General features: G+C 70.1%; 26 protein-coding genes. 15 read left to right on the top strand and 11 right to left on the bottom strand.

Annotation, left to right across the window (positions count from 1 at the left end):
• Positions 1-7: 7 nt before the first annotated feature.
• Together VA596_RS33440 and VA596_RS33435 are read left to right on the top strand one after the other, a co-directional pair.
• On the top strand, positions 8-1,339 hold the full coding sequence (locus VA596_RS33440) for a hypothetical protein (RefSeq protein ID WP_323332288.1): 1,332 nt from the start codon (positions 8-10) through the stop codon (positions 1,337-1,339).
• Between the two features lie 1,047 nt (positions 1,340-2,386).
• Positions 2,387-2,845, top strand: a complete 459-nt coding sequence (locus VA596_RS33435; protein WP_323332286.1) for a pentapeptide repeat-containing protein — start codon at positions 2,387-2,389, stop codon at positions 2,843-2,845.
• A gap of 759 nt (positions 2,846-3,604) precedes the next feature.
• On the opposite strand, the gene VA596_RS33430 is transcribed toward VA596_RS33435, so the two are convergent.
• On the bottom strand, positions 3,605-4,264 hold the full coding sequence (locus VA596_RS33430) for a TetR/AcrR family transcriptional regulator (protein WP_323332283.1): 660 nt from the start codon (positions 4,262-4,264) through the stop codon (positions 3,605-3,607).
• Positions 4,265-4,374: 110 nt separating this feature from the next.
• Here VA596_RS33430 and VA596_RS33425 point away from each other — a divergent pair, with 110 nt between their 5' ends.
• Positions 4,375-4,827, top strand: coding sequence for a YybH family protein (locus VA596_RS33425; RefSeq protein WP_323332281.1), 453 nt, complete (start codon positions 4,375-4,377; stop codon positions 4,825-4,827).
• Between the two features lie 106 nt (positions 4,828-4,933).
• Here VA596_RS33425 and VA596_RS33420 read toward each other — a convergent pair whose 3' ends face one another.
• The 4 genes from VA596_RS33420 to VA596_RS33405 all read right to left on the bottom strand — a co-directional run bounded on the left by VA596_RS33420 (position 4,934) and on the right by VA596_RS33405 (position 8,426).
• Positions 4,934-5,962: a hypothetical protein gene (locus VA596_RS33420; protein WP_323332280.1), complete on the bottom strand. Its 1,029-nt coding sequence runs from the start codon at positions 5,960-5,962 to the stop codon at positions 4,934-4,936.
• A 29-nt stretch (positions 5,963-5,991) separates the two neighbouring features.
• Positions 5,992-6,546, bottom strand: coding sequence for an RNA polymerase sigma factor (locus tag VA596_RS33415; protein ID WP_323332278.1), 555 nt, complete (start codon positions 6,544-6,546; stop codon positions 5,992-5,994).
• A gap of 103 nt (positions 6,547-6,649) precedes the next feature.
• Positions 6,650-7,363: a VOC family protein gene (locus VA596_RS33410; RefSeq protein ID WP_323332276.1), complete on the bottom strand. Its 714-nt coding sequence runs from the start codon at positions 7,361-7,363 to the stop codon at positions 6,650-6,652.
• Between the two features lie 25 nt (positions 7,364-7,388).
• The gene (locus VA596_RS33405) at positions 7,389-8,426 is read right to left on the bottom strand and encodes an EcsC family protein (protein WP_323332274.1); all 1,038 of its coding nucleotides are present in this window, start codon (positions 8,424-8,426) and stop codon (positions 7,389-7,391) included.
• Positions 8,427-8,599: 173 nt separating this feature from the next.
• Here VA596_RS33405 and VA596_RS33400 point away from each other — a divergent pair, with 173 nt between their 5' ends.
• The 3 genes from VA596_RS33400 to VA596_RS33390 are packed head-to-tail and all read left to right on the top strand — an operon-like array spanning position 8,600 to position 11,296.
• Positions 8,600-10,021, top strand: coding sequence for a M1 family metallopeptidase (locus tag VA596_RS33400; protein ID WP_323332272.1), 1,422 nt, complete (start codon positions 8,600-8,602; stop codon positions 10,019-10,021).
• A gap of 40 nt (positions 10,022-10,061) precedes the next feature.
• Entirely contained in the window at positions 10,062-10,208 is a 147-nt protein-coding gene (locus VA596_RS33395) for a hypothetical protein (protein WP_323332270.1), read from the top strand.
• A gap of 56 nt (positions 10,209-10,264) precedes the next feature.
• Positions 10,265-11,296 (top strand): hypothetical protein, encoded by a 1,032-nt coding sequence (locus VA596_RS33390; protein WP_323332269.1) that lies wholly within the window; start codon positions 10,265-10,267, stop codon positions 11,294-11,296.
• A gap of 5 nt (positions 11,297-11,301) precedes the next feature.
• On the opposite strand, the gene VA596_RS33385 is transcribed toward VA596_RS33390, so the two are convergent.
• Complete coding sequence (locus tag VA596_RS33385; RefSeq protein WP_323332268.1) at positions 11,302-12,261, bottom strand: quinone oxidoreductase family protein; 960 nt, start codon at positions 12,259-12,261, stop codon at positions 11,302-11,304.
• Positions 12,258-12,455: a hypothetical protein gene (locus VA596_RS33380; RefSeq protein ID WP_323332266.1), complete on the bottom strand. Its 198-nt coding sequence runs from the start codon at positions 12,453-12,455 to the stop codon at positions 12,258-12,260. Before VA596_RS33380 ends, VA596_RS33385 begins: the two co-directional genes overlap by 4 nt.
• Positions 12,456-12,527: 72 nt before the next feature.
• Here VA596_RS33380 and VA596_RS33375 point away from each other — a divergent pair, with 72 nt between their 5' ends.
• A complete protein-coding gene (locus VA596_RS33375) occupies positions 12,528-13,160 on the top strand; it encodes a TetR/AcrR family transcriptional regulator C-terminal domain-containing protein (RefSeq protein WP_323332264.1) in 633 nt (210 codons plus the stop codon).
• A gap of 21 nt (positions 13,161-13,181) precedes the next feature.
• Here VA596_RS33375 and VA596_RS33370 read toward each other — a convergent pair whose 3' ends face one another.
• Positions 13,182-14,687, bottom strand: a complete 1,506-nt coding sequence (locus tag VA596_RS33370; protein ID WP_323332504.1) for an alpha/beta fold hydrolase — start codon at positions 14,685-14,687, stop codon at positions 13,182-13,184.
• A 140-nt stretch (positions 14,688-14,827) separates the two neighbouring features.
• Entirely contained in the window at positions 14,828-15,676 is an 849-nt protein-coding gene (locus tag VA596_RS33365; protein ID WP_323332262.1) for an SCO6745 family protein, read from the bottom strand.
• A gap of 175 nt (positions 15,677-15,851) precedes the next feature.
• Between VA596_RS33365 and VA596_RS33360 the strand changes: the two genes are divergently transcribed.
• Entirely contained in the window at positions 15,852-16,217 is a 366-nt protein-coding gene (locus VA596_RS33360; RefSeq protein WP_323332260.1) for a YciI family protein, read from the top strand.
• Positions 16,217-17,434 (top strand): RNA polymerase sigma factor, encoded by a 1,218-nt coding sequence (locus tag VA596_RS33355; RefSeq protein WP_323332258.1) that lies wholly within the window; start codon positions 16,217-16,219, stop codon positions 17,432-17,434. The genes VA596_RS33360 and VA596_RS33355 overlap by 1 nt, the downstream gene beginning before the upstream one ends.
• 766 nt (positions 17,435-18,200) lie before the next feature.
• On the opposite strand, the gene VA596_RS33350 is transcribed toward VA596_RS33355, so the two are convergent.
• Entirely contained in the window at positions 18,201-19,121 is a 921-nt protein-coding gene (locus VA596_RS33350) for a hypothetical protein (RefSeq protein ID WP_323332256.1), read from the bottom strand.
• 235 nt (positions 19,122-19,356) lie between these two features.
• Here VA596_RS33350 and VA596_RS33345 point away from each other — a divergent pair, with 235 nt between their 5' ends.
• The 6 genes from VA596_RS33345 (at position 19,357) to VA596_RS33320 (ending at position 25,060) form a co-directional block, all read left to right on the top strand.
• A complete protein-coding gene (locus VA596_RS33345) occupies positions 19,357-20,517 on the top strand; it encodes a 4-hydroxybenzoate 3-monooxygenase (RefSeq protein ID WP_323332254.1) in 1,161 nt (386 codons plus the stop codon).
• A gap of 15 nt (positions 20,518-20,532) precedes the next feature.
• Positions 20,533-22,191: a methyltransferase gene (locus VA596_RS33340; protein ID WP_323332252.1), complete on the top strand. Its 1,659-nt coding sequence runs from the start codon at positions 20,533-20,535 to the stop codon at positions 22,189-22,191.
• A 59-nt stretch (positions 22,192-22,250) separates the two neighbouring features.
• Positions 22,251-22,862 (top strand): TetR/AcrR family transcriptional regulator, encoded by a 612-nt coding sequence (locus tag VA596_RS33335; protein WP_323332251.1) that lies wholly within the window; start codon positions 22,251-22,253, stop codon positions 22,860-22,862.
• Positions 22,863-22,934: 72 nt separating this feature from the next.
• Entirely contained in the window at positions 22,935-23,339 is a 405-nt protein-coding gene (locus tag VA596_RS33330) for an ester cyclase (RefSeq protein ID WP_323332249.1), read from the top strand.
• On the top strand, positions 23,336-24,022 hold the full coding sequence (locus VA596_RS33325; RefSeq protein ID WP_323332247.1) for an SDR family NAD(P)-dependent oxidoreductase: 687 nt from the start codon (positions 23,336-23,338) through the stop codon (positions 24,020-24,022). Before VA596_RS33330 ends, VA596_RS33325 begins: the two co-directional genes overlap by 4 nt.
• Positions 24,023-24,166: 144 nt before the next feature.
• On the top strand, positions 24,167-25,060 hold the full coding sequence (locus VA596_RS33320; protein WP_323332245.1) for a TIGR03619 family F420-dependent LLM class oxidoreductase: 894 nt from the start codon (positions 24,167-24,169) through the stop codon (positions 25,058-25,060).
• A 21-nt stretch (positions 25,061-25,081) separates the two neighbouring features.
• On the opposite strand, the gene VA596_RS33315 is transcribed toward VA596_RS33320, so the two are convergent.
• On the bottom strand, positions 25,082-25,705 hold the full coding sequence (locus VA596_RS33315; protein ID WP_323332244.1) for a TetR/AcrR family transcriptional regulator: 624 nt from the start codon (positions 25,703-25,705) through the stop codon (positions 25,082-25,084).
• Positions 25,706-25,736 lie beyond the last annotated feature (31 nt).

Raw genomic sequence — 25,736 nt, 5'->3', positions numbered from 1 at the left:
ATGAGCCATGCCCGAGAACGGATCCCACTCCGACGGCCACCCCCCTAGCCTGTTGTCCCCCGTCCGGTGTCCACCAAAAGCCCCGTGCGCGGACCAGGCCCAGGAAACATACGAGGCCACGCAACTCAGCAATGCCGAGACGGCCGAACTGGTCAAGGCGAAAATAGCCGTCCAGCAGGAACTGAGCGAAGCTCGCCCGCAACTCGACCACGCCGTCGCCGAGCTACGGCGAGTGGAGGGCGAGTCGAAGCTTGCCCTGCATGCGCTTGGCAGGTTCACTCACAGTGGCGAACTCGCCGACCGGCATGCCGGAGTGCGGCGAATCTGGCGGCGCCACGAGAACGACGGTCCGGAGGACCGGCGACGACGCCCGCGTTGGCTACGTTGGGTGCTGGTACCCGCCGTGATTGCCGCCGGCGCCTTCGAAACCGCCTTTCTCGCAAGGATATTCGCCAACCTCGTCAACATGGACATAAGCCTGAACCCGGTGTCGTGGGCCGCTCTGCTTCCTGGGCTTCTCATCGTCACCGCAGTCTTGGTGGTCGGGCACCTGCTCGGCGAAGCATGGGCGAGAGCTCGGGCGCACAGTGAGCGCGACGCGACACGGGACCGGCTGATTCCCCGGCTGTTGGCGTTCATTCAGCTCACCAAGGGATCGCGGCAGCGCTCGGCGGACGACTTACCGTGGCCACGCTGGCCGGTCGCGCTGCTGTTCACCCTGTTGGTGGTTGGCACCATGGGCATCTGGGCCTACATCCGCGCGGTGCAGGCCCAGGACAAGGTCAACGAGATACTCAATGTCGCGTTCGCATTGCTGCTGCTGATGTTCACGCTGACCGCCATCGCGGTCAAGGTGATCAGCCACAACCCCTTCGCGGACGCGGAGAAGGACGCCGAGAGCCGGTCGAAGGAGACCGGGGAGCGGCATGACAACCTGGTGACCGGGGCGGAAAGCGCCGTGGGCCGCTTCGGCACCGCGAACCGCGCGCTGCAAAGCCTGCTCGACGACAAGGCCGCGGCAACCGACCTGCACCTGGACGCCGCCTGGACGCGCATCCTCGAACGCCGTGACCTGCATGGGCTTGCAGGCACCGTCGCACCGCCGTTCGCGGAATTCGCGGAAGAGGACACCGATGCCAACAGGCAACGGTGTAACGGTCGGCATCGGTTATTTCACGACCTCGTGGAGCCGTGGATATCGCTGGCACCGCTGGACTCCGCCCGCCAACACCTGCGCAACGCGGAGGTGGCGAAGGCAGAACTGGACCTCGCGACGTTGCTCGATGACCTGCGCAAGCAGTGCGACAGCATCCGACGGCCCCATCAGGAGCTCGAGTAACGGAGATCGGTACGACTTCTGCCAGGGGCAGCTTCAGTCAGCGTGCTGCACCCGGGGAGACGTTGTCGAGGTGCATCGTGTAGTCCGCTGAATCTCCCCCAAGTTGGAACACGACCTGACTTTTACTGCCACCATGCTGTCCTCAGCGGTGAAAGGGCCACCGCCCAGGTGGTCTGCTGCTGCGCAAACAGCACGTGGACACTGACTGCACGGAACGACAACGGAACCCTCGCCCTCGCGCACGCCGGGCCGTCCGGCTATCCGGACACCGCTTCAGCACTCACCACATGGCTCGAGACGAGGGGATGTGACCGGCTGTAGGGTCGGCGCGGCCTATGCCCAGCCCTGCTGGTTCGCCAAGTCTGAGCAGGTAGCGGCCCTGTCAAGACGTCGCCACGCGGCGGAAGTAACGTCCGTAGGCGCGCACGCTCAGCCCCTCATGACGGCTAACAGACTCCCATGGCGGCTTCCGTCGAGACGCAGAGGCGTAGGATCATGGGCAATCGTGATGCGCCGAGCCCATTGGCTGCTTGTGGCGAGTCTGACGTGCCTGTTGCTATTTGTACTTGCGAGTCTCACACTGATTCCCCAGGCGCTGTATCCGCCTCTTTCTGACAGCGAACTGCAGGCGGTGAGCAGCGCTGAGATGTGCATCCAACTGCAACAGGCACAGTCCCAACTACAGAACGGTGCGCGATCCTCTCTCCTCCAATCGATGGCCGGCTTGCTGGTGATCGCTAGAGCGGTTGCGACATGGCGTCAGGTTCAGGTCAACCGCGACGGCCAAGTTACCGAGCGCTTCACGCTTGTGGTTTACTAAATAGGAAGCGAAAATACTGACGTGCGTATCGGTGGGATCTAGGCACTAGAACGGGTAGCCAGGAAATCCGTCCCAGATCGACCGCAGGTTCAATACCTCCTAGGCGCGTTTATTCGGGGTCATTCGCCGTGGCAAGGAGCGCTCAAGGACGGTCCGGATCATCCACACCTGGGCTTGACGAAACCCTCCCGTGGTTGTATGTCAGGGCACCCGACATACAAGCAGCCATGAATGTGCTCTGCCGTCGACCACCCGCACCGGAGGCGCTGCGCCTCTATCTGTCGCGAGTCGACCTCCGGAGCGCGAACTTAAACGGCGCCTGCCTGACGGACGCGGCCATCCGCCACTCCAATCTTGCCCGCGCGTGGCTGGCCGATGCCCGATTCGATCGGGCTGAACTGCAGAGGACCGACTTGAGACAGGCAAGAGCGGTTCGGGCCAGCTTCGTGAACGCCAACCTGCGTGAAGCTCACCTCGGCGGCGCAAACTTGCGTGGAGCCGATCTTCGGGGAGCGGAACTCCGTGGCGCCGATATGCAGGCGCGCGACCTCCACGAGGCGATGCTGACTGGCGCATTGGCTGACGTGAACACTGTCTGGCCGCCCAAGTTCAAGCTCGGCGTGATCGTGATCGTGATCGCTGACGGATCGGCACGTCCAGATGAACCACCGGCACCAGCGATATGATACCAAAGTCCTCACTCGACTGCCATCCGCTCATGCCGCCGGAGCCGTCACATGACCGCCGTTGGTCGAAGGGACACATCAAAATGCGGGTGCGGATGTCGCTTCGTAAGTCTCCGCGCACGACGCGGCACTCACAAAGACTTGCTCTCACCCTGCGGCGCCAAGGCCGTGTGAACCCCATGGCCACGTCGATGTCAGCGTCTGGCACGGCACGATCGAGTTCCTCTCCGGCGAGACTAGGCCAGGCCACACGTCGCCGCGACAGCCTCCGATCCACCAACCGCCGAGCGCGACGATGACCGCATGTTTGTTCGCAACGAACGCTGGCGTGTCCTCTCACCAATTTCACTGGGGCACAGCTGGGGCAAACCCACTGTTACAACTGCACTGAACAACACGGTTGCAAGCAACGGCGATCAAGCGCATCATCTAACTAGGCGATTCTCTATCGCCGCAGGTCAGGACCATGATCGACCCTCACTGGCAGTGAGGGGGTCAGGGGTTCGAGTCCCCTTAGCTCCACATCGTACGGAACCCCTTCGTTTCAGCCTTTGTGTCTGGTCGGAGGGTTTTCTGCGTTCCGGCTTTGATCTTCGCCGGTCGACTTGTGGCCTCTAGCACCGAATCCGGACTGCGTGCGGTCACGCAGGGATTCAGCACTCTGCGTGCCAACCTGCTGGTGGCAGCGGACCGCGAATTCGCCGGTTCGGCGCCGTCCGTTTCCGGGGTGTGGGACGGCGACGGCTGCGCTGCTGGGTGTCAGATGCCTCGATGGGTGGATGGCAGCCCGGCCGCGGTTGCGGCGATCATGTGCTGCAGTGTCGGCCGGAACGGGGGGAACACTCGGGCGATCTCCGGCTCGCGGTCGTACAGCTCCCGTAGCTCGGGCGAGGGGCGGGTGAGCGGGAACAGTTTCGCGACGAACGCGCTGGCTGCCATGACCAGGGAAGCACCGTCGGCGCCGCTCAGCTCGGGGCAGGCCGTGGTGAGCTGCCGGCCGACCGTGAAGTAGGTGTCGATGGCCCAACGCTTGTAGACCCGCAAGGCCTCGACCGACACGTTGTGCTCCAGCATCGTCTCGGCGTGGGTGGTGAGGTCGCAGTACAACGGCCGGTCGGCGTAGGCGCCGGCTAGGGCGTCCGCCACCGCGGAGAAGCCGCTCGCCTCGTGCAGTGCGGCGCCTGCGGCGGCGGCCCAGTCCGCGCCCTCCCGCATCGTCAGCTGCAGGTAGATCTCCTCGCGCGTGCCGAAGTAGCGCAGGACGTTCGACTTGGCCAGCCCGACCGCCGCGGCGATGTCGCCCAGGCTGACGCGGGCCACGCCCGAGGCCTGGGCGAGGTCGGTGGCGGCAGCGAGGATCGTCTCGCGCCGCTGGTTCTTCTGTTCCGGGCGACGGGCCCGCTGAAACGACGCTTCCATGGCAGCCGCCACCCTAACCCGGCGCCTAGCAGAACACCGTTCTCTTGTTAAAGAGACGCTGTTCTTATAACCTCGCCCCCGACCCGCTCCCCACCCGAAACGGCACGCACATGACCGCCAGCGGCACCGATCTCAGCCGGACCATCGACGCCTTCGTGGCCTCCTTCAACGACCCCGACCTCGACCGGGTCATGTCGTTCTTCGCCGCGGACGCCCGCTACCTGCCCGGCCGCGGCCCCGAGCTGCGCGGCCTCCCGGCGATCCGGGCGTCGTTCGCGCCGCAGTTCGCCGGCCGCTTCGGCGCGATGACCTTCGACGTCTACGACCAGGTGATCGACGAGTCCCGCGGCCGGGCGACGATCCGGTGGGCGTGCCGGCTGGACTTCACGGGCGCGCACGGCCGGCGCGCGATCCCGCCGCTGCGGTGGTTCGCCCGGCTCCGCTACGGCGGCCGCATGCAGTGGCACGGCCTGGACGTCTTCCACTTCGACTCCGCCGGGAAGATCACCGGCAAGTTCACCTACGCGACCTTCCGCCTGCCGCTCTGGGAACGGGCACGCTGACCGCGCCGACGAGCGTTCTCTACACGAGCTTCGCCAGGCGATGGGGGACGCCGTCTTGGGAGGGCCGAAAGGATCTCGGCCCTCCCAAGGCAGTTCGGCACCAGGATCAGATCTTGCCCGCGGCCACGTCGGCGAGGGTCACGCGGGAGGACTTGTAGTTCACCACGTAGTGCTTGGACGGTTCCGCCGAGGTGATCTCCTCACGGATCGGCAGGCCGTTGCCGGCGTTGATGACGAGGACGTCCTTGCTGCCGCCCAGGATGGCGGGGGGCACGGTGAGGGACAGCGCGGCCTGGCCGTCGACGGTGGTCTGGCCGACGATCATGTCCGGGATGGTCGCGTACAGCTTCAGCACGCCCGCGCGGACCTCCGCGTCGGCGGCGTTGGCGAACAGCGCGTGTTCGGTGTTGCTCCACAAGTGGTTGTTGATGAGGTTTTCCAGGTCCTTGCCCGTCGGACGCGGTTTGGGGGCGGGAACCGGCTTGCCGATCTTGCGGAACAACTCCGCGGTCTCCGCTTGGGCAGCCGCCCAGGCCTTGTCGGCCTCGGCGGGGCTCAGGCCGAGGCCCAGAGCATTGCCGGACGCGGTGATCATCGCGATCCTGCCCTTGTCGACGTCGCCGTTCGCGGCGAGACGGGCCGCCGCCATCACGTTCTTGTCGTACGGCTGAGCAGGCTCGGCGTCGCCCTTGGCGACCGCGTGCGCCAGGGTCTTCATCGAATCGCCCGTGAACTGCTGGCCCTGGTCGGTGTAAATGGTGTAGGCGAGGTCCGGTTTGCCGTCCAGCCCAAACTTCGTGTTGACGATCAGCGACGCGTCTCCTGGCTGCGTGCCGGCTGCCTTGACCGCGGAGGCCAGCTTCACCAGCGGTGCCTCGACCGCCGGCTGGGCCTCGACCGCCTGCGGGGCGGGGCCGGACGGCCCGGCCGGGACGCTGCCGCCGGACGTACCCAGCACCACCGCCGCCGCGACGGCTGCCGCGCCCACAGCGGCGACGCCGACCTTGGGCCAGGAGAGCCAGCGCTTCGGCCGGACGACCGTGGCCACGGGTTCCTCCATCGCCGCCTGCAGTGCCGTGCGGGCACGGTCGTAGGCCTCGGGACCGGGAGACGGCACGTCACGCAGATTCTTCATGAGATCCATTTCATCCATGGGACTGTCTTTCACGTCGTCGGGACTTGCAGCAGCGCGACCACTTCTGGGGCTTCACGCAACGCCTTGCGCGCCTGGTGCAACAGGCGGCGGGCCGTACCGGCCGGAATGTCGAGCACCCGCCCGGCCTCGGCGGCGGTCAGGTCCTCCCAGGCGACCAGGCCCAGCACTTCCCGCTCTTCCGGTTTGAGCCGAGCCAGTGCCCTGCTCAGCAGGGCCTGCGTGTCCACGCGGACATCCACCGCCGGCCACGGATCCCAGTCACCCGCCACGCCGGTCAGGTCCGGCGCCGGGTCCTCGGCCGGTGCGGACCGCCAGTGCCGGCGCAGCCTGTTCAGCGCGACGCCGTACAACCACGGCCGGGCTTCGGGATACGAAAGGTCGTAGTTGGCACGGGAATCGTAAGCCGCCACCCACACGTCGCCGAGCACGTCCTCGGCGGCCTGCCGCCCCACTCTGCGCGCCAGGTAGTTCCCGAGTGCGGTCTCGTGCCGGCTGATCACTTCCACGAAGGCATCGGTGTCTCCGCGCAGCGACCTACCGATCAGTTCCGCGTCTGACGACATGAAGCTCCTCGGGTTCGCTTCGCCTTGACACCCCGTCTTTGCCAATGCCCGCCGAAAGCGTTCAGATCAGGAGCCGCAGAGCGTGCGTCCCGGTGAGCCGCTCTCAGCGGCACTCCGGCCCGGCGGGGTGGCGAGCGGTCGGCCGCACGCGGAACTCGTTGCCGTCCGGATCGGCCAGTACGCCGGTGCGGGCGTCGAGTCGGGTGGCGCCCAGGGAGACCAGCTCGTCGATCGCCGCTTGCTGGTTGCCGTCCGTCGGGAGCAGCTCGAAGTGCTGCCGGTTCGGCGCTGCGGGCGTGCTTTCCCAGGTGTCCCAGGCGATTTTCGTGCCGCCGTGTGGTGACTGGATCGCGGTCTGCTCGCCCTGGTCCCACACCAGGGGCCAGCCCAGCGCCTTGCTCCAGAACAGGCCGGCCTGCCGGGTGCCGGCGCAGGTGAGTTCGCCCAGCGGGCCGCAGCCGGCGAGGTAGTCGTTGCCGGGCTCGATCACGCAGAACTCGTGGTCAGCCGGGTCGGCCAGGACCACGTGCGACTCCTCGGGGCGCTGGCCGACGTCGACGTGGCGGGCACCGAGCCTGACCGCTGTGGCCACCGTGTGCTGCTGGTCGGTGCTGGTCAGGTGCAGGTGCATCCGGTTCGCGCCGAGCCGGCCGGCGCGACCCCGGACGAAACGCAGGCCGAGCTGGGTGTCTCCGCCCGGGAGCAGCACACCGCCGTCGTCCTCGACGACCTCCCGGCCGAGCAGGCCGGCCCAGAAGCCGGCCGGTTCGGCCGGGTTGGCCGCCTCGAACGTCACCGCCAGCAGTCGCGAACGCATGGACCCCGCTCCCCGTCCGTCCAGGTCAGCTGTCGGCCGGCTCGTCGGAAGACGCTTCCTCGACGATTTCCGCGATGTGGACAGTGTCGTCGTCCGGGTCCAGGTCGGCACGCTCCACGGTGACGTCGACCGTCTCCAGGTGGTGCTTGTCGCGCAGGAACCGCTCGCGGTAAAGGTGCTCGGCGTCCTCGGTGAGGTTGTGCAGCAGCCGCGCGTTGAGCCCGGCGCCGATCGCGATGCCGAGGACCGGCACGGCCTGGCCGAGCTTCTGCCTCGTCAGCCGCACGGCGAACCGCTCGTAGAACGCCTTGACGATCCGCGTGACGCCGTTCCGGTTCAGCTGCTCCCACGTCGCCCGGCGGGCCAGGTCGTTCACGAGCTTGTTCAACTGGACGTACGCGACGCTCTTGCTGGTCTGCTGCGCCATCCCGAAGCTGAGGACGCCGAGCGCGAAGACCCGCTCCTGGGGCAGCTCGGTGGCGTAGCCGTAGTACGCGGCGGTGTGGGCGATCGCCCTCGTCATCGCCCCCAGGACCAGCACGGCGTCGGCCGCGATCGCCGCGGCGACCGTGCCCGCGCCGGGGGCCGCACCGGCGCCCGCACCCAAGACGCCGCCGGCCGTCGTGAGCAGTTCACCGCCGGAGACCGCCAGGCCGGCGCCCGCGCCCTCGACCGCGCTGAAGGCCGTGTAGCGCAGCCCCAGCCGGGGCTTGGCCTTGTCGATGTCGGCCAGATCCAGCTGCTGGATATCGCTCAGCTCGTTGACCGCGTGCCCGCGCTTGGCGTAGGCCGCGACGACCGCCTTGCGCCGTAGCGTCGCTTCGCTGGTCTTGTTCACCAACCGCAGCAACCCTTCGACCGAGTGGCCGACGATCGCGGTCAGCTGTTCCGCGCCCGGCACCTGCTCCAGCCGTCCCTTGGCGATCTGACCACCCTTGACCACGCGATCACGAACGCCCTGCGGCACCAGACGGCGCTCGCTGACGGCCAGCCGCTCGCTGCGCCAGCGCTCGATGTCCTGCCACGCCGCACGCTCGTACGGGTTCATCTGCTCGACACCCACGGCCACCCCCTCGACGCGAAGACCGGTCCGATCCCAGGGGCATGGTAGGCGCTCACGAGGTCGTCGTTGGGGCGGTAACCGCCCGAACCGGACGTTCAGGCCGTCTCACCAGGCTTGATCCGCGTTTGGTTCGGTCCTACGCTTCGGCGTCCGATGATTGCCGAGGAGGACCCATGCGAGGCGTCAACCGTGGTCACTGGGTGATCATCTCCTGTGCACTGACCGCCGGGCTGCTGGCCGCGGCGAGCCCGGCGGCGGAGGCGGCACCGGCGCAAGCGCCGCGGTACTCCCCCGGTGCGCCGGGCGCCGGGGACCCGTACTTCCCCGACATGGGCAACGGCGGCTACGACGTCGGCCACTACGACATCCGGCTGGCGTTCGACCCCGGAACCCAGGCGATCAGCGCGACCACGACGATCCTGGCCACGGCCACCCAGGACCTTTCCCGCTTCGACCTGGATTTCCAGGGACCGCTGAAGATCAGCAGGCTCTCGGTGAACGGCCTGAACGCCGCCTTCACCCGCAGCGGGGCCCAGGAGCTGGTGATCACCCCGCCGTACGGGCTGCGGAAGGGCAGCCCGTTCGTCGTCTCGGTGACCTACGCCGGCGTCCCGCAGCAGATCGACGACCCGGCGCTGGGCCTCTCCGGCTGGGTCGCCACCAAGGACGGCGCGGTCGCGCTCAACCAGCCGATCGGCGCGGCGACCTACTACCCGGTGAACGACACCACCGACGACAAGGCGACCTACACCCAGACCATCACCGTGCCGGCCGGGCTCACCGTGCTGGCCAACGGCGAACCCGGGCCCACCACCACCCGCGATCACCAGACCACCTTCCGCTGGAGCATGAACCGGCCGATGTCCAGCGAGCTGAGCATGCTCGCGATCGGCCACTACGACGTCACCCGCGGCGTGGCGGCCGGCGGCCTGCCGAACATCACCGCGATCGGCCAGTCGATCGACACCAAACCCGGTCAGGGCAAGGTGTTCAACCAGACCACGGCGCAGATCATCCAGTGGGAATCCTCGATGTACGGGCCGTACCCGTTCGACTCGACCGGCGGCATCCTCGCCGACGTCGGCGTCGACTACGCCCTCGAGACGCAGAGCCGGCCGGTCTACGACCAGAGCACCAGCGACGTCGACGGCGACCTGCTCGCCCACGAACTCGGCCACCAGTGGTTCGGCGACAGCCTGACTCCGGTGCACTGGTCGGACATCTGGCTCAACGAAGGCTTCGCGACCTACTCGGAGTGGCTCTACCAGGAGAAGTTCAACCACATCCCGGTGCAGCAAACGTTCGCGAAGACCTACGCCGACGAGAAGGACTGGAGCGGCAAGGTCGCCGACCCCGGGCGTGACCACATCTTCGACGACCTGGTCTACAACCGCGGCGCGATGGCCCTGCAGGCGCTGCGCACGAAGATCGGCGACCGCGCCTTCTTCGAGGTGCTCACGCAGTGGCCGACGGCTCACCGGTACGACAACGTCTCGACGCGGCAGTTCATCCAGTTCGTCGAGCGGCTGACCCACCGCGACCTCGGCTCGTTCTTCCGCACCTGGCTCTACCAGCCGGGCAAGCCGGCTCTCTGACCGGCAGCCAAGACTGCGGGTCATCGAGCGCAGCGCCGCTTTGCCGGCCGCGTACGCGCTGATCATCGGCAGTCCCTTGACGTTCGCGACCGAGGTGGTGACCACGACGCCGCTGCCCTCCCGCAGCAGCGGCTCGAACGGCATCGACCGGGTCACACCGGCGTTCACGAACAAGGCGTCCACCTGACCGAACTCCGCCATCGCCGTTCTGCCCGCCGGCGACCGGCGCCCCACGCTGCGCGCGTGCCCGTCGAGGGCATCGAAAACGCCGCGTTCTGGAACTGGACGCGATCTTCCTGGTACGGTCGAAACAGTTCAGCGACTCCGGGGGGACAAATGCGTCGCGTAATGGTTGTTTGTGCTGTGCTGGTGACACTTTTCGCGGGGGCCGTTCCCGCTCAGGCCCGAACGCAGGATTCGTGCACCTGGACACCGTCGTACCTGCCGTTGCCGGCGGGCGTGACGCGGGGAGCGGTGTGGGCCGCGGGCTCGGACGATTACCTGGCCGGGCAGGCGCCTGACGGGCGGCTGCTGCTCTGGCACCACGGCGCGCTCGTCGACGTGAACGCGCCGGCCAGCACGTCCATCATCGTTTCCGGGGTCAACGGCAGCGGCGAGATCGTGGGCTACGACGGGCGCTCGGATTCGGCCTTCGTGTACCGCGACGGCACGTTCCAGACGCTTTCCGGCCCCGCCGGGAGCAGCGTGTCCGCCAAGAGCATCAACGATTCCGGCGACATCGTCGGCACCTCCTACGTTTTCCCCGGTCCCTACCACAGCATCGTGTGGAACCGGAACCAGCCGGGCACCTACCGCGTCGTCGCCGACGACGTGGCGGTCGGCATCGACAACGCGGGCAACGTGGTGACCGAGAAGGGATCGGTGTGGTCGCCGGACGGCACCACCCACCGGCTCGCCGGCTCCCCCGACCTCCAGGTCCAGGTGTTCCAGGGCGGTTACGCCCTCGGCCAGGCCTTCGGTGACTACACCAGCCTGCACAAGTGGGACGCCGCCGGAAACCTGGTGTACCGGTACGAGGCGCAGGACCGCCCCTCCCCGCGGGGCATCAATTCCCACGGCCTGATGGTGGCCTCCTACACGCCCGTCGGTGGCACGGCCCGGGAACTGGGTGTGTGGCGCGACACCGAGTTCACCGGCAACATCACCACCGAACCGTCGGTCCGGGTCGTGACGGAGAGCGGCGAACTCGCGGGACAGCGCCGGTCGGCGGACGGCCAGACGCTGGTGCCGGCCACCTGGACCTGCGTCGGCTGACGCCGTCACAGCACCACGACCAGCCGGGTACCTCGTAGATCGGTGCGCTGCCAAGCGGTTTCGATGTCGCTCAGCGGGACTCTCGTCACGTCGAAGGTGAGCTCGCCGGACTGCGCCCACGTGACGACCTGGCCGTAGACCTGGCCCATCGTGTCCGGGCCGAGTCCCTTGGCCGCGCCGTAGATCTCGACGCCGGACGTGCGCAGGCTCTCCGCGGCGACGGTGAGGGTGCCGCCCGCCGACTCGCCGACCTGGATCAGGCGGGTCGGCTTCGGGAACGCGAACGATTCCGGGACCAGTGAGCGCAACAGGATCTCGGTGGGGCGGCCCCAGAGGTAGTCCAGGACGACGTCGTAACCGTCGCCCTTGGCGTCGGTGAACGCCTGGGCAAGTTCGGCGTCCGGCACGGCGGTGGTGATCACCGTGTCGGCGCCGAGGGCCTGCACCTCGCGCAGTTGGCCCTCGTCCCGGCCGGTCGCGACGATCCGGCCGGCACCCAGCAGCCGGGCCACCTTGACCGCGAGCCGCCCGGCGACCCCGGTGGCGCCCTGGATCAGCACCGTCTCGCCGGGCACGAAACCCGCGGCGGTCGTGAGGGACATGCCGGTGATCGCCGTGCCCAGCACGGTCGCGACGGCCGGATCGATGCCGTCGGCGATCGGGGCGTACGCGCCCTTCGCCACCACGGTCTTCTCGGCGAGCGCGCCGTAGGGCGGGCGGGGGTTGCCGAACCCGACGACGGTGCCGTCCGGCAGGGTGCCGATGCCGTCGAAGGCGGGGATCGCCGGCAACTGCGCGAGGTACTTCTTGCTCGCGTAGTGCGTGCCGGCCGCGATCAGCTTGTCGACGTTCTCGACGGCGACCGCCTTGACGTCGATGAGCACCTCGTCCGGGCCGGGCACCGGATCCGGGAAGTCCTCGAAGCGCGGGACGCCGCCGACCTCGTGCAGCACCGCCGCCTTCACGGCAGTTCCTGGCCGAAGAAGGCGGCGATCTTGCGCTGCCAGGCCACCAGCACGCGCGGCGGCCGGGCGGCCGAGTGACCCCGCGACCGGCGGCCGTGATGGGTCGTGCCCTGGTGCCCGGCCGGCTGCTCGACGTGGGCCGGAACCCCGGGAATGCGATGCAGCAGGCCGTGGAACGAGCGCTCTCCGGTCATGGTCACCCTCCGTGTCTCTATCACTGATAGGGAGACTCTAGCACTGATAGAGTGAGGCGGGAGGTACCAAAATTGCCCTTGGACCGGGAACGGATCGTCGCCGAGGCCGTCGCGCTGCTGGACGCCGAAGGCCTCGACGGCGTGACCACGCGCAAACTGGCCGCACGGCTGGGCGTGCAGTCGCCGACGCTCTACTGGCACCTGCCCAACAAGGCGGCCCTGGTCACCGCGATCGCCGAGGCGATCCTGGGTGAGGAGTTCGGCGAGATGTCGCCGCCCGGGCCGGACGAACGCTGGCAGGACTGGCTGATCGGCCTCGCCGAACGGCTGCGCCGCGCGCTGCTCGCCCACCCGGACGGCGCCCGGATCGTCTCGACCGCCCAGCTGTCCCGGAAGATGGCGGCGATCTCCGAACTGGGGATGAGCAGCCTGGTGGCGCGCGGCGTCTCGCTGCGGCACGCGCGGGTGATCGTCTTGACGGTGGAGCGCTTCACGGTCGGCCACGTCCTCGAAGAGCAGGTCCCGCGCCCGGCGGGGGACGCGCTCAAGGACTTCGACATGGCCACGTTCACCGAGCAGCACCCGACCGTGGTGGCCGCCGTGACCGAGTACTTCGTGCCCGGCCGCACCGTCGACGACCTGTTCCGCGAGTGCCTGGAAGTGGTCATCGAGGGCGCCAAGGTGACGGCCGGCCCGTCGTCCTGACCGGGCCGGCCGTCGCTGTGGTCAGCCCGCGAACGGGCTCGCGTCGATCGTGCAGGTCTTGCCCGCGGCCGGGAACGCCCCGGAGATCAGGTAGTCCCGCTTCACCTGCTCGGTGCACGTGCTCGGCACGTACATCGACGAGTGCCCGTACCCCTCGGTCACGAACACCCGGGCGCGCGCCAGTTCCGCGGCGCCGTCACGAGCGCCGGCCAGCGGTGTCGACGGGTCGTAGTGGTTGTTCAGCACCAGGATCTCCGCCGACGTCGGGCGGTTCCACGGGCCCGTGTAGCGATCGGTGTCCTTCGCCTTCCAGAACGCGCAGCTCATCATGTCCAGCACGGCGATCCGGCCGAAGTACGGGACGCGCCGGTCCTCCGACTCCGCGTACCGGCTGTAGATCGCCGGGTCAGTCGGGACATCACTGTCGCTGCACTGGATCGCGTTGAAGGCCTCGGTCCGGTTGGACGTGTACGGCTCGCCCGCCTTGAACGCGGAAACGGTGGCGGGAGCGTCGTACAGGCGCTGCAGCAGCGACGCGATGTCGGGCCAGCCGCGGGAATCCGAGAGGTCGGCCGCCGCGTTGACGATCCCGGAGTACGTCCACGTTTCGCCGTCCACGGTGATCGGCGCCTGTTTGGCGCGGGCCGTCAGCGCGGCCCACTTCGCCTTCGGGTCACCCGAAGAGAACGCGCACTTCGGACCGGCTTCGGTGCACAGGCGCAGGAACTGGTCGAACGTCTGCGAGATGCCGGTGGGGACGTCCTGCCGGGTGTCCAGCGGAACGCTCTTGCCGCTGCCGTCGTGACCGGTCGCGTTGCCGGCGAAGTCCATCGTGCCGTCGAACACCATGGCGCGGATGCGGTTGGGGAACAGGTTGGCGTAGGTGGCGCCGAGCTGGGTCCCGTAGGAAATGCCGTGGTAGGTCAGTTTCGGGTCGCCGACCGCGCGGCGCAGCAGCTCCAGGTCCCGTGCGGTGTTCGCCGTCGAGACGTGCTCGAGGATCGGGCCGGCGTGCGCCGAGCAGCGGTCCGCGAGCTCCTGGGACTTGGCGTAGAAGGCCGCGTTTCCGCTCGCGTCTCCGGGCATCTCCGGGAACGAGCCGAAGAACGACTCCTGCTCCGCCAGCGAACCGAAGCACCGGACGGCGGTGCTGTTCCCGATCCCGCGCGGGTCCCACGACACGACGTCGAACCGGGCGCGCAGCTGGCCGGAGAACAGCCACGGCCACTTCCCGCGCTCCCGCAGGCGTTGCAGGCCGGAGGCGCCCGGGCCGCCGAAGTTGACGAACAGCGTGCCGATCTTGTGCGCCGGATCGGTGGCGGGCTCCTTGATGAGGGCGAGGTCGATCTTCGCTCCGGCGGGCCGGTCGTAGTCCAGCGGCACCGACGCCGTGGAGCACTGGAACCCGTCGGCGCAGTCGGTCCAGCTCAGGTTCGGCGTGGGAACGCTGTCGACGGAGGCCGAAGCCACCGCCGGTGCCGCCGCGACGGCCGCCGAGACCCCGAGCGCGAGGACCAGGCCGCGCAGGAAACCGCGATGGAGAACAGAACGCACGTGGTTTTTCACACCCGTCAAGACGAATCAGCGGGCGCAAGGTTGATCGAGTGGGGGCAAACCCGGACCTTTCACCCCCGGACGAAAGGTCCCGTGCCGGGCGAACCGCGGGGCTACTGCCTCGCGAGCGCCCACGGCATCAGCTTCTCGGCGAGCGCCCGGCTGTACGGGCGCACCAGGGTCTGCAGCTCGGTGCAGGCGGCATCGCCGATGTGGGCGTACGGGGTGACGCTGTTCTCGTCGGTCGCCTTCTCGATCTCCGCTCGGCGGGCCGCGCCGGCGGGGGTGAACGTCGGGGCGTCGTCGTCGGTGAGCCAGTCCCGCTCGCGGAGGCCGGTGACGGCCGCGGTCCAGTCGTCCTCGGGCCAGGCTCGGGACGTACGCAGGGTTTCGGCGGGGACGGCGCCGGAAGCGGCGTGGGTGACGAGGGCTTCGATGCCGCTGAGGCCGGCCGTCAGCAGGGCGGCCACGTGGGCGTCGCCGCGGTACTCGCGCAGCAGGGTCTGCGCGTGCCACAACACCAGGTGGGGCTCGGCGGGCCACGGCAAGGCCGCGTGCGCGGCGAAGAGCGGGCGGCCGGTGACGTCGTCGGTGACCGTCTCGGCGGCCGCGCGGAGGAGGTCGGCGGCCCGGCGCATCTCGGCCGAGCCGACCGCGTCGCCCAGGATGCCGCGCAGGGCCCGGTCGGCCGCGGCGTAGCGGGCGGTGAGGACCGCGGCCGGCTCGGTCGTGGACCAGGCGGTGGTGACCGACTCCCGGACGAGCACCGGGTTGAAGTTGTAGAAGGTCGCGACCACGACCGGTGCCGGGACCGCGCCGAACGCGGCCGACCTCGACGCGAAGTAGCCGGCGCGGCCGGTGAGACCGAGCTCCGCGTACGCGGCGGCGGCCTCCGGGGCGAAGTAGATCATTCCGTGGTACGGCTCGAGAAATCGCCAGGTCCGGTGCGCCTCTTCGATCACCGGGGCAACATACCACCCGGTCGGTACGGCGTGGGCCTTCTTCGTGACGTGCGACGATACGGCCGTCGGAGGGGTCGGGGAAAATTTCTTCGAGGCCGTGTCGATCCGCGGGCCGGCCGTTCGACCTGAGGGCGCAACAGGCCGAAGGACGGCTTCAGCGGACGAGGAGAACACCATGAAGTACATGCTGATCATGCGGGGCACCGACGAGTCGAACGCCGCCATGATGGCCAACATCGACGAGATGATGGTCACCAGCCGCAAGTTCATCGAGGACCTGTTCAAGGCCGGCGTCTACGTCGCGGCCGAAGGGCTGGACGACCCGAGCACCGGCGTCGTCGTCGACTTCAGCGGTGAGGCACCGGTGGTCACCGACGGGCCGTACGGGGAGACCAAGGAGCTCTTCGGCGGCTTCTTCCTGGTCGACGTCGCCTCGAAGGAAGAGGCGGTCGAGTGGGCCAAGCGGGTCCCGGCGGCGCCCGGGGCCAAGGTCGAGGTCCGGCGCGTGCCCGGCGAGGACGAAGTTCCGGCGGGCAACTGATGGGTGCGGCCGACGTCGAGGCCGTCTGGCGGATCGAGTCGGCGCGGATCGTGGCCGCGCTGACCCGGTTCACCGGCGACTTCGGGCTGGCCGAGGACGCCGCCCAGGAGGCGGTGGCCGAGGCGCTGGTCTCGTGGGCGGTCACCCCGCCGGCCGATCCGGCCGGCTGGCTGATGACCACGGCGCGGCGGCGGGCGATCGACGCGATCCGCCGCCGCGCGGCCCTCAAGGACCGGTACGCCCTGATGGCGGCCGACGAGGAAGCCGTCCCCGAAGACGTCGATCCCGACCGGATCGACGACGACGTGCTCGCGCTGATGTTCGTCAGCTGCCACCCGGTGCTCTCGCGTGAGTCCCGGGTGGCGCTGACCCTGCGTGTCGTCGGCGGGCTGACCAGCGAGGAGATCGCCCGCGCGTTCCTCGTGTCCGTGCCGACCGTGCAGGCCCGCATCACCCGGGGCAAGAAGACGATCGCGGCGGCCGGGGTGCCGTTCGAGCTGCCGCCGGCCGCCGAGCGGCGGGAGCGGCTCGGCGGGGTGCTCAGCGTCCTCTACGTGATCTTCACCGAGGGGTCGACGGCGACGTCGGGCGACCGGCTGGTGCGCCCCGACGTCGCGTACGAGGCGATCCGGCTGGCCCGCACGCTAGCCGCGCTGCTGCCGGACGAGCCGGAGGTGCACGGCCTGCTCGCGTTGTGCGAGCTGACGGCCGCGCGCTTCCCGGCCCGCACCGGCCCGGACGGCGAGCCGATCCTGCTCGAGGACCAGGACCGTCGCCGCTGGGACGTCTCGGCGATCCGCCGCGGGCTGGACGCGCTGGCGTCGGCGTCGGCCCGCGGCCTCGGCCCCTACGGCCTGCAGGCCGCGATCGCCGCCACCCACGCGGCGGCCGCCTCGGTGGAGGAGACCGACTGGGACCGGATCGTGGTGCTGTACGAGGCTTTGGGCCGGGTCGCGCCGTCACCGGTGGTCGAGCTCAACCGGGCGGTCGCGGTGGCCATGGCCTCCGGTCCGGAGCGGGCCCTGGCGATGGTGGACGAACTGGTCGCGACGGACCGGCTGCCCGGTTCGCACCTGATCCCCACCGTGCGCGGAGAGCTGTTGGCCCGCCTCGGAAGGCACCCGGAGGCGCGCGCCGAGCTGGAGCTGGCCGCCCGGCTGTGCACCAACCAGCGCGAACGCTCGGTGCTGTTGCGGAAGGCGGCCGCGCTGGGGTGATGCCGCAGGCTCGGTGCGGGTGGCTTTTTGCCCGCTGTGCGCGAACGCTCGGTGCTGCTACGCAAGGCGGCCGCGCTGGGTGATGCCGCAGGCTCGGCGCGGGTGGAGCCGGCCGCCCGCTGTGCGCGAACCAGCACAAACGCTCGATCCTGCCGCGCAAAGCGGCCCGCGCTGGGCTGAGTCCACTGGCTTGGCACGGGTGGAACGCGCGCCTGGCCTGGAGCGGGCGACCGCTGAAGTGGACCGGCTGAGCAAGCCGGAGCAGGCGACCACGCCGGGGCGACCGGCCGAACAAACCGGAGCGGGCAACCACGCCGAGCGACCGGCCGAACAAACCGGAGCGGGCAACCGCGCCGAGGCGACCACGCCGGGGCGACCGCGCCGAAATGGCCCGGCCGAGCAAACCTGGAGCAGGCGGTCGCGCCGGGTGACTCACCCGAGCAAACCTGGAGCAGGCGGTCGCGCCGGGTGACCCGACCGAACAACCGGAACGGGCCACCGCACCGAGGCGACCAAACAAGCAAACCGAAGCCCGCGACCAGGTCGGGGCGACCCAGCCAGCAAACCGGAGCAGGCGACCACGCCGGGTGACTCAGCCGAGCAGACCAGAGCGGGCGGGCGCGCCGGGGTGACCCCGACCGAACAAACCGGAGCGGCCGCGCCGAGGCGACCCCGCCAAGCAAACCGAAGCAAGCGACCGCGCTGACCTGACTCAGCCGAGCAAACCGGAGCGGGCTGGCGTCGCAGGGACGCCGGCCCGCCGGCCTCAGTCACCACAAATACCCTGCACCGCGGTCGGGCCCCAGGTGGCGTTGGTCGGCGTTGCCTCGACCGCTGCCGACTCCAGTTGGCTGCCCGGGAAGACCACCTGCAAGCCCGTGCCGGGGAGGGGGCTGTTGATCGCCGCACCCACGCCCAGCGTCTTGCTGCCGGCTCCGTTGCCGCAGCGGGAAAACGCTACCTGGACCGCGTCCGAGTTCGGGGTCGTGGGTGACGAGAGCCCGAAGCTGGTCCCGTAGTTCCTCGGGAAGGGCGCGCAGACCGCGAACGCGTCGAGCTCCCAGGTTCCGTTGAACCCGTCCGCGTCCTCCAGAGCCTTCACCTGGGCCACCCGGAAGGTCTCGGCGAACTCGTAGACGAGCGTGGCCTGCCCGTCGGCGCCCAGGATCTGGGCGCCGAGGCCGAGCACCGCCTCGTTGTCCGACCCGCAGTCGGCTCGGGCTATCTGCGTCGAGTTCGACGAAATCGAGTGTCCCGAAACGAGGTGCATGCCCGGGATCGGCGGCGCGCAGATCGCGAACGCCTGCACCGACCAGTCGGCGGTCGTTCCCGGTGACAGCTCGAACGCGCCCGCCTCGTAGCTGTCGCGGCCACCGGTCGTCGAGGGGGCCGGCCGCAGCTCGGACAGCACCACCCGTTCCGACTCCGGGGTTCTCGCCTGGACCTGGGCCCAGCCACCGCCGCCGAGCACCTTGGTGCCGGCCGGGCACACCGCCGACGGCGCGAACTTCGGCGACTGCGAGTTGCTCACCGACAGCGGCCCGACGACCACCTGGACCGTGCCCACCGCCGCCGCGGGCGCCGCCGTCGCGACCTGCAGTCCCACACACGCTCCGGCGGCCACCGCCACGCTCATGACCACCCGCAGGCTCCGCGAGCCGAACCCGCTCATCCGTGCAGTTCCCATTCTCGTGCTCCTCACCAGCTGCCGGGACAGGAGGCTCACCGTGGCACGGGCCGTCGACAATCCAGCGACAGCGACGACCGGCGGTCCACTTCGGACGGCCGATCCCCGTATGGGTGATCCCGTCGCGCCACGACGCCGACATGCGGGCCGCGCGGACCCGCGACTGGTTAGGTCTGGCCCTTGGGCGGCCCGGGTGGGCCGCCCTTCGCCGGGAAGGGAACGGGCCGCGAAACTCATGGCCGATCGGACATCGGTGCTCATCGCCGGCGCGGGGCCCGCGGGGCTGGTGCTGGGCAACCTGCTGCGCGCCGCCGGGATCGAGACACTCATCCTTGAACGCGGCACCCGGGAACAGGTGCAGGCCCGCGCGCGGGCGGGGTTCCTCGGCGCGAACAGCGCGCGGGTGCTGACCGAGTACGGCCTCGGCGCCGGGATGCTGCGTGACGGCAGCACCCACGGCACCTGCGCCTTCCGCGACGAGGACGGCGAATTCACCCTGCGCTACGACCGCCTGGGCCGCGGTGAGCAGCACACCGTCTACCCGCAGCAGCGGCTCGTAAGCGATCTCGTCGCCGAATACTTGGCCCGCGGCGGGGAACTGCGGTTCGGGGTGACGATCACGGACGTCGACGCCGACACGGCGTCCGTCCGCTACCGCGAGGACCAGGGCCGCACCGGCCAGGTGGACGCCCGGTTCCTCGCGGGGTGCGACGGCAGCAACGGCGTCACCCGCCAGGCCGTCCCCGCGCCGGCCCGCTGCGCCCGCGACCACGGCATCTCCTGGCTGGCCGTGCTCGCCGAGGCGCCGCCGAGCATGCCTGCGGTCACCTACGCCCTGCACGAGCGCGGGTTCGCCGGCCACATGGCGCGCAGTCCGCAGGTGACCCGCTACTACCTCCAGGTCCCGCCCGGCGACGAGGCCAAGTCCTGGTCCGACGAGCGGATCTGGACGGAGCTGGCCGTCCGGATGCGCACCGGGGAGTTCGGTGCGCTGCGCCAGGGTCCGGTCACCGAACGCCGGATCGTGCGCCTGCGCTCGGACGTCGTCGATACCCTGCGGCACGGGCGGTTGTTCCTGGTCGGTGACGCCGCCAGCCTGATCAGCCCGTCGGCCGCCAAGGGGGCCAACCTGGCGATCATGGCGGCCGAGGTGCTGGCCGCGGCGCTCGTCGACGCGCTCAAGCGGGACGACGAGCGCGGTCTCGCCGCGTACTCCCGCACCTGCCTGCCCCGCATCTGGCGGGCGCAGGAGTTCTCCCACTGGATGATCGGCCTGCTCCACGACCAGGGCGGCGCCGAGCCGTTCGGTTCCGCGCTGCGGCGCACCCGGCTCGGCAACCTGCGCGAATCCCGCGCGCACCAAGACTTCTTCGCCGAAAACTACGTCGGCATCTGATCAGCTGGAGTGCTCATGACCGCGACGATCGCCCCCGCGCTCGCGCCGGAGGATCTCGACCGTCTCACCACGGCGAGGGATCTCGTCCGCAGCAACGACACCGCGTCGGTGCTCGCGGCGGCCCTGCCGTCACTGCCCGCCGCCGAACGCGCGGCGCTGGCGGCGCACGCGCCGTTCGCGCACTTCGCTCTGCTCATCTTCCCGAGCACCCTCGAGGGGCTCGCCGAGGAACTTTCCCGCCACGGCCTCGAAACCGGGCTGATGAGCACCAGCGTGGTCGTCCGGGGGCGGCTCGCCCGCCGGTACGGCGTGCCCGCCGAGGACCTGACGGCCGGCATCCTGCGCGCCCCGGTGACCGACCGCGCCGGGCGTCCGTGCGCGCTGGAGATCTTCGTCCTCCTCACCCCGCCGGAGCTGGCCCACATCGCCGCCGACGAACGCGAGCACGGCCGGGAGGACCACTTCGCGCTCGCGGTGCCCCGGGCCGACCCGATCGTCCTCAATGGACTGCGCGGGGCGGTCGCCGGGCGGCTGCGCCCGGACGGCGGCGGCTACAACAACCACGAAAACGCCACCGTGCTGTACTTCCGCGACGCGCACGCCGCCCCGGCCTACCGACGGCTGGAACTGCTCTGCGCGGGCGAGTTCCCCACGGTGCTCGCCGCGCACCAGCGCGCGTCCGAGCCCGGCACGGAGCTGCTCGGGCTGCTGACCGGCGCGTGGGCCACGCAGGCCGTCGCCACGGCCGTCAAGCTGCGGCTGCCGGACCACCTGGCCACGACCGCCGACCTCGGCGCGCTGGCCGCGGCGACCGGCACCGACCGCGAGAGCCTGGGCCGGCTCCTGCGCTACCTGGACACCCTCGGCGTCGTCCGCGCGACGGCCGCGGGGCACGTGCTCACCGAGGTGGGTGCACTGCTGCGCTCGGACGTCGAAGGCGCCATGGGCGCGCTCGCCCTGATGTACGGCGGCCCGTTCTACCGCTCGTTTTCCGCGCTCACCGAGGCCGTCCGAACGGGCGAGGAGTCGTTCGCCAAGGTCTTCGGCGCGCACCACTTCGCCCACCTGGCCGCGAATCCCGAGCTGGCGGACCTGTTCCACCGCTCGATGGCGGCCAGCAACGCGATGTTCGCCGAGCTCACCCGCGTCACGGACCTCTCGGGCGCCCGGGTCGTCGTCGACGTCGCCGGCGGCAACGGCGCGCTGCTGTCGCGCGTGCTCGACGCGCACCCGGCGGTCACCGGGGTGCTGATGGATCGCCCGGAAGCCCTGGCGGTCGCCGGGCCGGCGCTGGCGAAGCACGCGGCGCGCTGCACCCTCGTGCCCGGTGACTTCACGGACGCCGTTCCCGGCGACGGCGACGTCTACCTGCTGTCCCGCGTCCTGCACGACTGGGACGACGCGCGGTGCCACACCATTCTCACGACCTGTGCGTCCGGCATGCCCGGCGGCGCGGAGCTCCTGATCATCGAGCGCCTGCTGCCCGAGGAGAGCGGGACCGCGTCGCTGGCCGTGCCGTGGGACATCCACATGCTGTGCAACGTCGGCGGCCGCGAACGCACCGAGTCCCACTACCGCGCGCTACTGGCCGGCGCGGGGTTCGAGCTGACCGACGTGCGCCCGCTGGCGCTGGACGCCTTCGTGCTGAGGGCGGTCCGGACCGGGCAGCGCTGACCCGGCTCCAGCCGAGCGGGTTTCTGCATCGATCGATGCAGAAGAGGTACAGTGCGCAGATGAAGACCGAGCAGCAGCGCCGTCCGGCCGGGCGGCCGCGGGGGTTCGACGTCGACGAGGCGCTCGAGCGCGCCCTGCTGGTGTTCTGGGAGCAGGGTTACGAAGGCGCCAGCCTGGCCACCCTGACCGGCGCGATGGGCATCTCCACGGCCAGCATGTACGCCACCTTCGGCAACAAGGAAGCACTGTTCCGCAAGGCCCTCGAGCGCTACACCGAGGGCCCGAGCGCGTACCTGGCCCGCGCCCTGGACGAGCCGACCGCCCTCGGCGTCGCCACCGCGATCCTGGCCGGCACCATCCGGACCACCACCCGCCCGACGGGCCCGAACGGGTGCCTGGGCGTCCAAGGCGCCCTGGCCACCGGCGATGCCAGCTCGGAAGCCCGCGACCTGCTCGTCGCGTGGCGCGACGACGGTTACACCACCATCCGGGCCCGGTTCGAGCGGGCCGTCGACGAGGGCGACCTGCCCCCGGACGCCGACCCGACGCTCGTCGCCCGGTACGTCACCGCCCTGGGCTACGGCATCGCCGTGCAGGCCGCCAGCGGTGTCGGGCGCGACGAGCTGCAGGACATGGCCGACGCCGCCCTGCGCGCCTGGCCGCCCGTCTGACACTTCTGAAGTGATCGATGCAGAACGTGCTACAGTCGAATTCTGCATCGATCACTTCAGAAAGGGGATCCGGTGTCCGACAGGGATCTGCGCGAGTTCTACCGGCGCTACCTCGAGGAGCTCAACGCCCACCGGTTCGACCGGATGGACGAGTTCATCCACGACCGGACCACCCTGAACGGGGAGCCGGCCACCCGGGACGACCTCCTCGCCGTCCAGAAGGCCGACGTCGACGCGGTGCCCGATCTGCACTGGGAGCTCAAGGAACTGCTCTTCGACGGTGACCGCCTGGCCGCGCGCCTGGTCAACACCGGCACCCCGGCGAAGGAGTGGCTCGGCGTGGCGCCGACCGGCGCGTCGTTCGAGATCGTCGAGTTCGCCATCTACCAGGTCCACAATGGACGGTTTGTCCACATGACCGCGCTGCACGACGCCGGGGAACTGCTCCGGCAGCTGACTTCGAAGGGAAACTCATGACCGTCACCCTCGTCACCGGCGCCAACAAGGGCATCGGATTCGAGACCGCGAAACAACTCCTCGCGCAGGGGCACACCGTCTACATCGGAGCGCGTGACGTCGAGCGGGGCGAGAAGGCCGCCGCGGACCTCGGCGCGCGGTTCGTGCGGCTCGACGTGACCGACGACGCCTCGGTGCGCGACGCGCTGGCCACGATCGATTCGGCCGAAGGACGGCTCGACGTACTGGTGCACAACGCGGGCGTCCTCGGCAGCGAAGCGCTCGACGGGCCGACGGCCCTGCGGGTCTTCGACACCAACGCGGTGGGAATCGTGCGCGTCACGGAGGCGGCGCTTCCGTTGCTGCACAAGTCTTCGAACCCCACTGTCGTCACGGTGTCCAGCAGCGCCGGCTCGTTCTGGGCGGTGACCAACCCCGACCGGCCGGAGTTCCAGCTGCCGCTCGCGCTCTACTCCGCGTCCAAGGCCGCGGCCACCATGCTGACGGTCCAGTACGCCAAGGCCCAGCCGGGCATCAAGTTCAACGCCGTCGAGCCTGGCACGACCGCCACCGACATGACGGCGGCCTTCGGGATCGGGCGCTCACCGGAGGAGAGCGCGCGGACCGTGGTGGAGCTGGCCACCCTCGGCGCGGACGGCCCGACCGGCACCTTCCGCGACGAAACCGGCGAACTGCCCTGGTGACCGCGGCGATCGCCGTAGCCGAGGCGCGGCGCCCGCGGACGACGAGCCGACAGCGCTTTCCCGAGTTGCTTGAACGCACAACCAGATGCGGGTACTAGTGGTGACAGGACCGGCACGGTCCGTCCACTCTCAGGGGAGTACTTCATGCGTCTTGGTTTCAGCCTTCCGGTGTTCGGCAAGGCGGCGGCCACACCAGGCGGGATCGCGCGGTTCGCGCGCGAGGCCGAACGGGCCGGGGCAGCCGGTCTGTGGGTCGGCGACCGGCTGCTCTCGCCGATCGCCCCCGTCGTGCCCTACCCGGGTTACGAAACCATGCCCGAGGAGTTCTGGACCGTCCACGACCCGTTCGCCGCGCTGGCCATCGCCGCCGCGGTGACCGAGACCGCGGTCCTCGGCTCCAGCACCATCAACGCGTCCCAGTACCAGCCCGCCAACCTCGCCCGGCTGCTGACCAGCATCGACGTCGCGAGCAACGGCCGGCTGCTGCCGGGCTTCGGCATCGGCTGGTCGCCGGAGGAGTACGCGGCGGTCGGCATCCCGATGTCCGAGCGCGGCAAGCGCCTCGACGACCTGCTCGACCTGCTGGACACCTGGTGGGGCAAGGACATCGTGGCGCACGAGGGCGTCGGCTACACGATCGCGGAGTCCCACGTCGAGCTCAAGCCGGTCCGCCGGCCGCCGGTGTACCTGGCCGGCTTCGGCGAGAAGTCCCAGCGCCGGGTGGCCGAGCGCGCCGACGGCTGGCTGCCGGCCTGGTCGGTCCCCGAGGCGTTCCCGGCGGACGTCCTCACCACGACCCTCGCCAAGATCCGCGCCGACGCCGAGAAGGCCGGCCGCGACCCGCAGGCGCTGGGCGTGGCCCTGCGGGTGAACGCGAACCCGGGCACCAAGGTGGACGTCGTGGCGGAGTCGGTCGTGAAGATCGTCGCGACGCTGGAGCCGGACCACACGTTCGTGGACCTCAGTTACCTCGCCGACAGCGTGGACGAGCTCCTCGACCTCACCGGCCAGGTGCTCGAGCTGACCGCCAAGGGCTGAGCCTCACCCGGGCGCCTGGCCTCACGGCCGGGCGCCCGGTTTCCCCACGCCGCCGCGCAAGGCGTCGAACAGCCGCTCAAGCCGCGCGCTGTGGTCCGCCACCACACCATCACGCGCATCTTCGGCGATGAGCCGGCGCGCGGTCTCCACCAGCACCGTCGTATAACCCGCGATGAAGAACGCGGCCAGCAACGTCGCGTCCCCCTCGAAGGCCGGGTCGCGGTCCAGCTCTTCGACGAGCACACCCTGCAGCTCCGAAGCGATCTCCCGGGCGCGCGCGATCAGCGCGGGTGAGCCGGCGACGGTCCGGAAGAACGGGACCGACCGGTCTTCGACGCCGGAGAGCGGGTGCCGGACCTCGACGAGACCGCACATCGCCTCCCTCAGCGACGTCAGCACGTGGACACCGGCGGCGCGATCACGCACCGACGAGCGCAGCAGCTCGGCGGCGTCGTCCGCGCGGTCCAGGAAGAGGTCCTCCTTGCGCGGGAAGTGCTTGAAGACCGTCACGCTCGAGACCCCCGCCTCCCGCGCGATCTCGGCGACCGTGACGTTCTCGAACCCGCGCTCGAGGAACAGCCCGCCCGCGACCTCGGCGATCCGCGCCCGCGTCTGCGGCCCGCCGCGCTCACTCGTCCTGGGCATCCACCCTCACTTCCTTGTCTAACTAAACTTA

Source organism: Amycolatopsis heterodermiae, from assembly GCF_034929455.1.
GTDB classification, from domain to species: domain Bacteria; phylum Actinomycetota; class Actinomycetes; order Mycobacteriales; family Pseudonocardiaceae; genus Amycolatopsis; species Amycolatopsis heterodermiae.
The sequence above is the reverse complement of the archived record's forward strand: the minus strand, read 5'-3'. Positions and strand labels throughout refer to the sequence as shown.

Excerpts from the sequence above, each read along its gene's own strand:
- VA596_RS33360 (WP_323332260.1), top strand. The coding sequence starts at position 15,852 with ATGAAGTACATGCTGATCATGCGGGGCACCGACGAGTCGAACGCCGCC.
- VA596_RS33315 (WP_323332244.1), bottom strand. The coding sequence starts at position 25,705 with ATGCCCAGGACGAGTGAGCGCGGCGGGCCGCAGACGCGGGCGCGGATC.
- VA596_RS33410 (WP_323332276.1), bottom strand. The coding sequence starts at position 7,363 with ATGCGTTCGCGACTGCTGGCGGTGACGTTCGAGGCGGCCAACCCGGCC.
- VA596_RS33415 (WP_323332278.1), bottom strand. The coding sequence starts at position 6,546 with ATGTCGTCAGACGCGGAACTGATCGGTAGGTCGCTGCGCGGAGACACC.
- VA596_RS33430 (WP_323332283.1), bottom strand. The coding sequence starts at position 4,264 with ATGGAAGCGTCGTTTCAGCGGGCCCGTCGCCCGGAACAGAAGAACCAG.
- VA596_RS33425 (WP_323332281.1), top strand. The coding sequence starts at position 4,375 with ATGACCGCCAGCGGCACCGATCTCAGCCGGACCATCGACGCCTTCGTG.
- VA596_RS33355 (WP_323332258.1), top strand. The coding sequence starts at position 16,217 with ATGGGTGCGGCCGACGTCGAGGCCGTCTGGCGGATCGAGTCGGCGCGG.
- VA596_RS33400 (WP_323332272.1), top strand. The coding sequence starts at position 8,600 with ATGCGAGGCGTCAACCGTGGTCACTGGGTGATCATCTCCTGTGCACTG.
- VA596_RS33380 (WP_323332266.1), bottom strand. The coding sequence starts at position 12,455 with ATGACCGGAGAGCGCTCGTTCCACGGCCTGCTGCATCGCATTCCCGGG.
- VA596_RS33440 (WP_323332288.1), top strand. The coding sequence starts at position 8 with ATGCCCGAGAACGGATCCCACTCCGACGGCCACCCCCCTAGCCTGTTG.
- VA596_RS33335 (WP_323332251.1), top strand. The coding sequence starts at position 22,251 with ATGAAGACCGAGCAGCAGCGCCGTCCGGCCGGGCGGCCGCGGGGGTTC.
- VA596_RS33320 (WP_323332245.1), top strand. The coding sequence starts at position 24,167 with ATGCGTCTTGGTTTCAGCCTTCCGGTGTTCGGCAAGGCGGCGGCCACA.
- VA596_RS33340 (WP_323332252.1), top strand. The coding sequence starts at position 20,533 with ATGACCGCGACGATCGCCCCCGCGCTCGCGCCGGAGGATCTCGACCGT.
- VA596_RS33350 (WP_323332256.1), bottom strand. The coding sequence starts at position 19,121 with ATGGGAACTGCACGGATGAGCGGGTTCGGCTCGCGGAGCCTGCGGGTG.
- VA596_RS33420 (WP_323332280.1), bottom strand. The coding sequence starts at position 5,962 with ATGAAGAATCTGCGTGACGTGCCGTCTCCCGGTCCCGAGGCCTACGAC.
- VA596_RS33325 (WP_323332247.1), top strand. The coding sequence starts at position 23,336 with ATGACCGTCACCCTCGTCACCGGCGCCAACAAGGGCATCGGATTCGAG.
- VA596_RS33435 (WP_323332286.1), top strand. The coding sequence starts at position 2,387 with ATGAATGTGCTCTGCCGTCGACCACCCGCACCGGAGGCGCTGCGCCTC.
- VA596_RS33345 (WP_323332254.1), top strand. The coding sequence starts at position 19,357 with ATGGCCGATCGGACATCGGTGCTCATCGCCGGCGCGGGGCCCGCGGGG.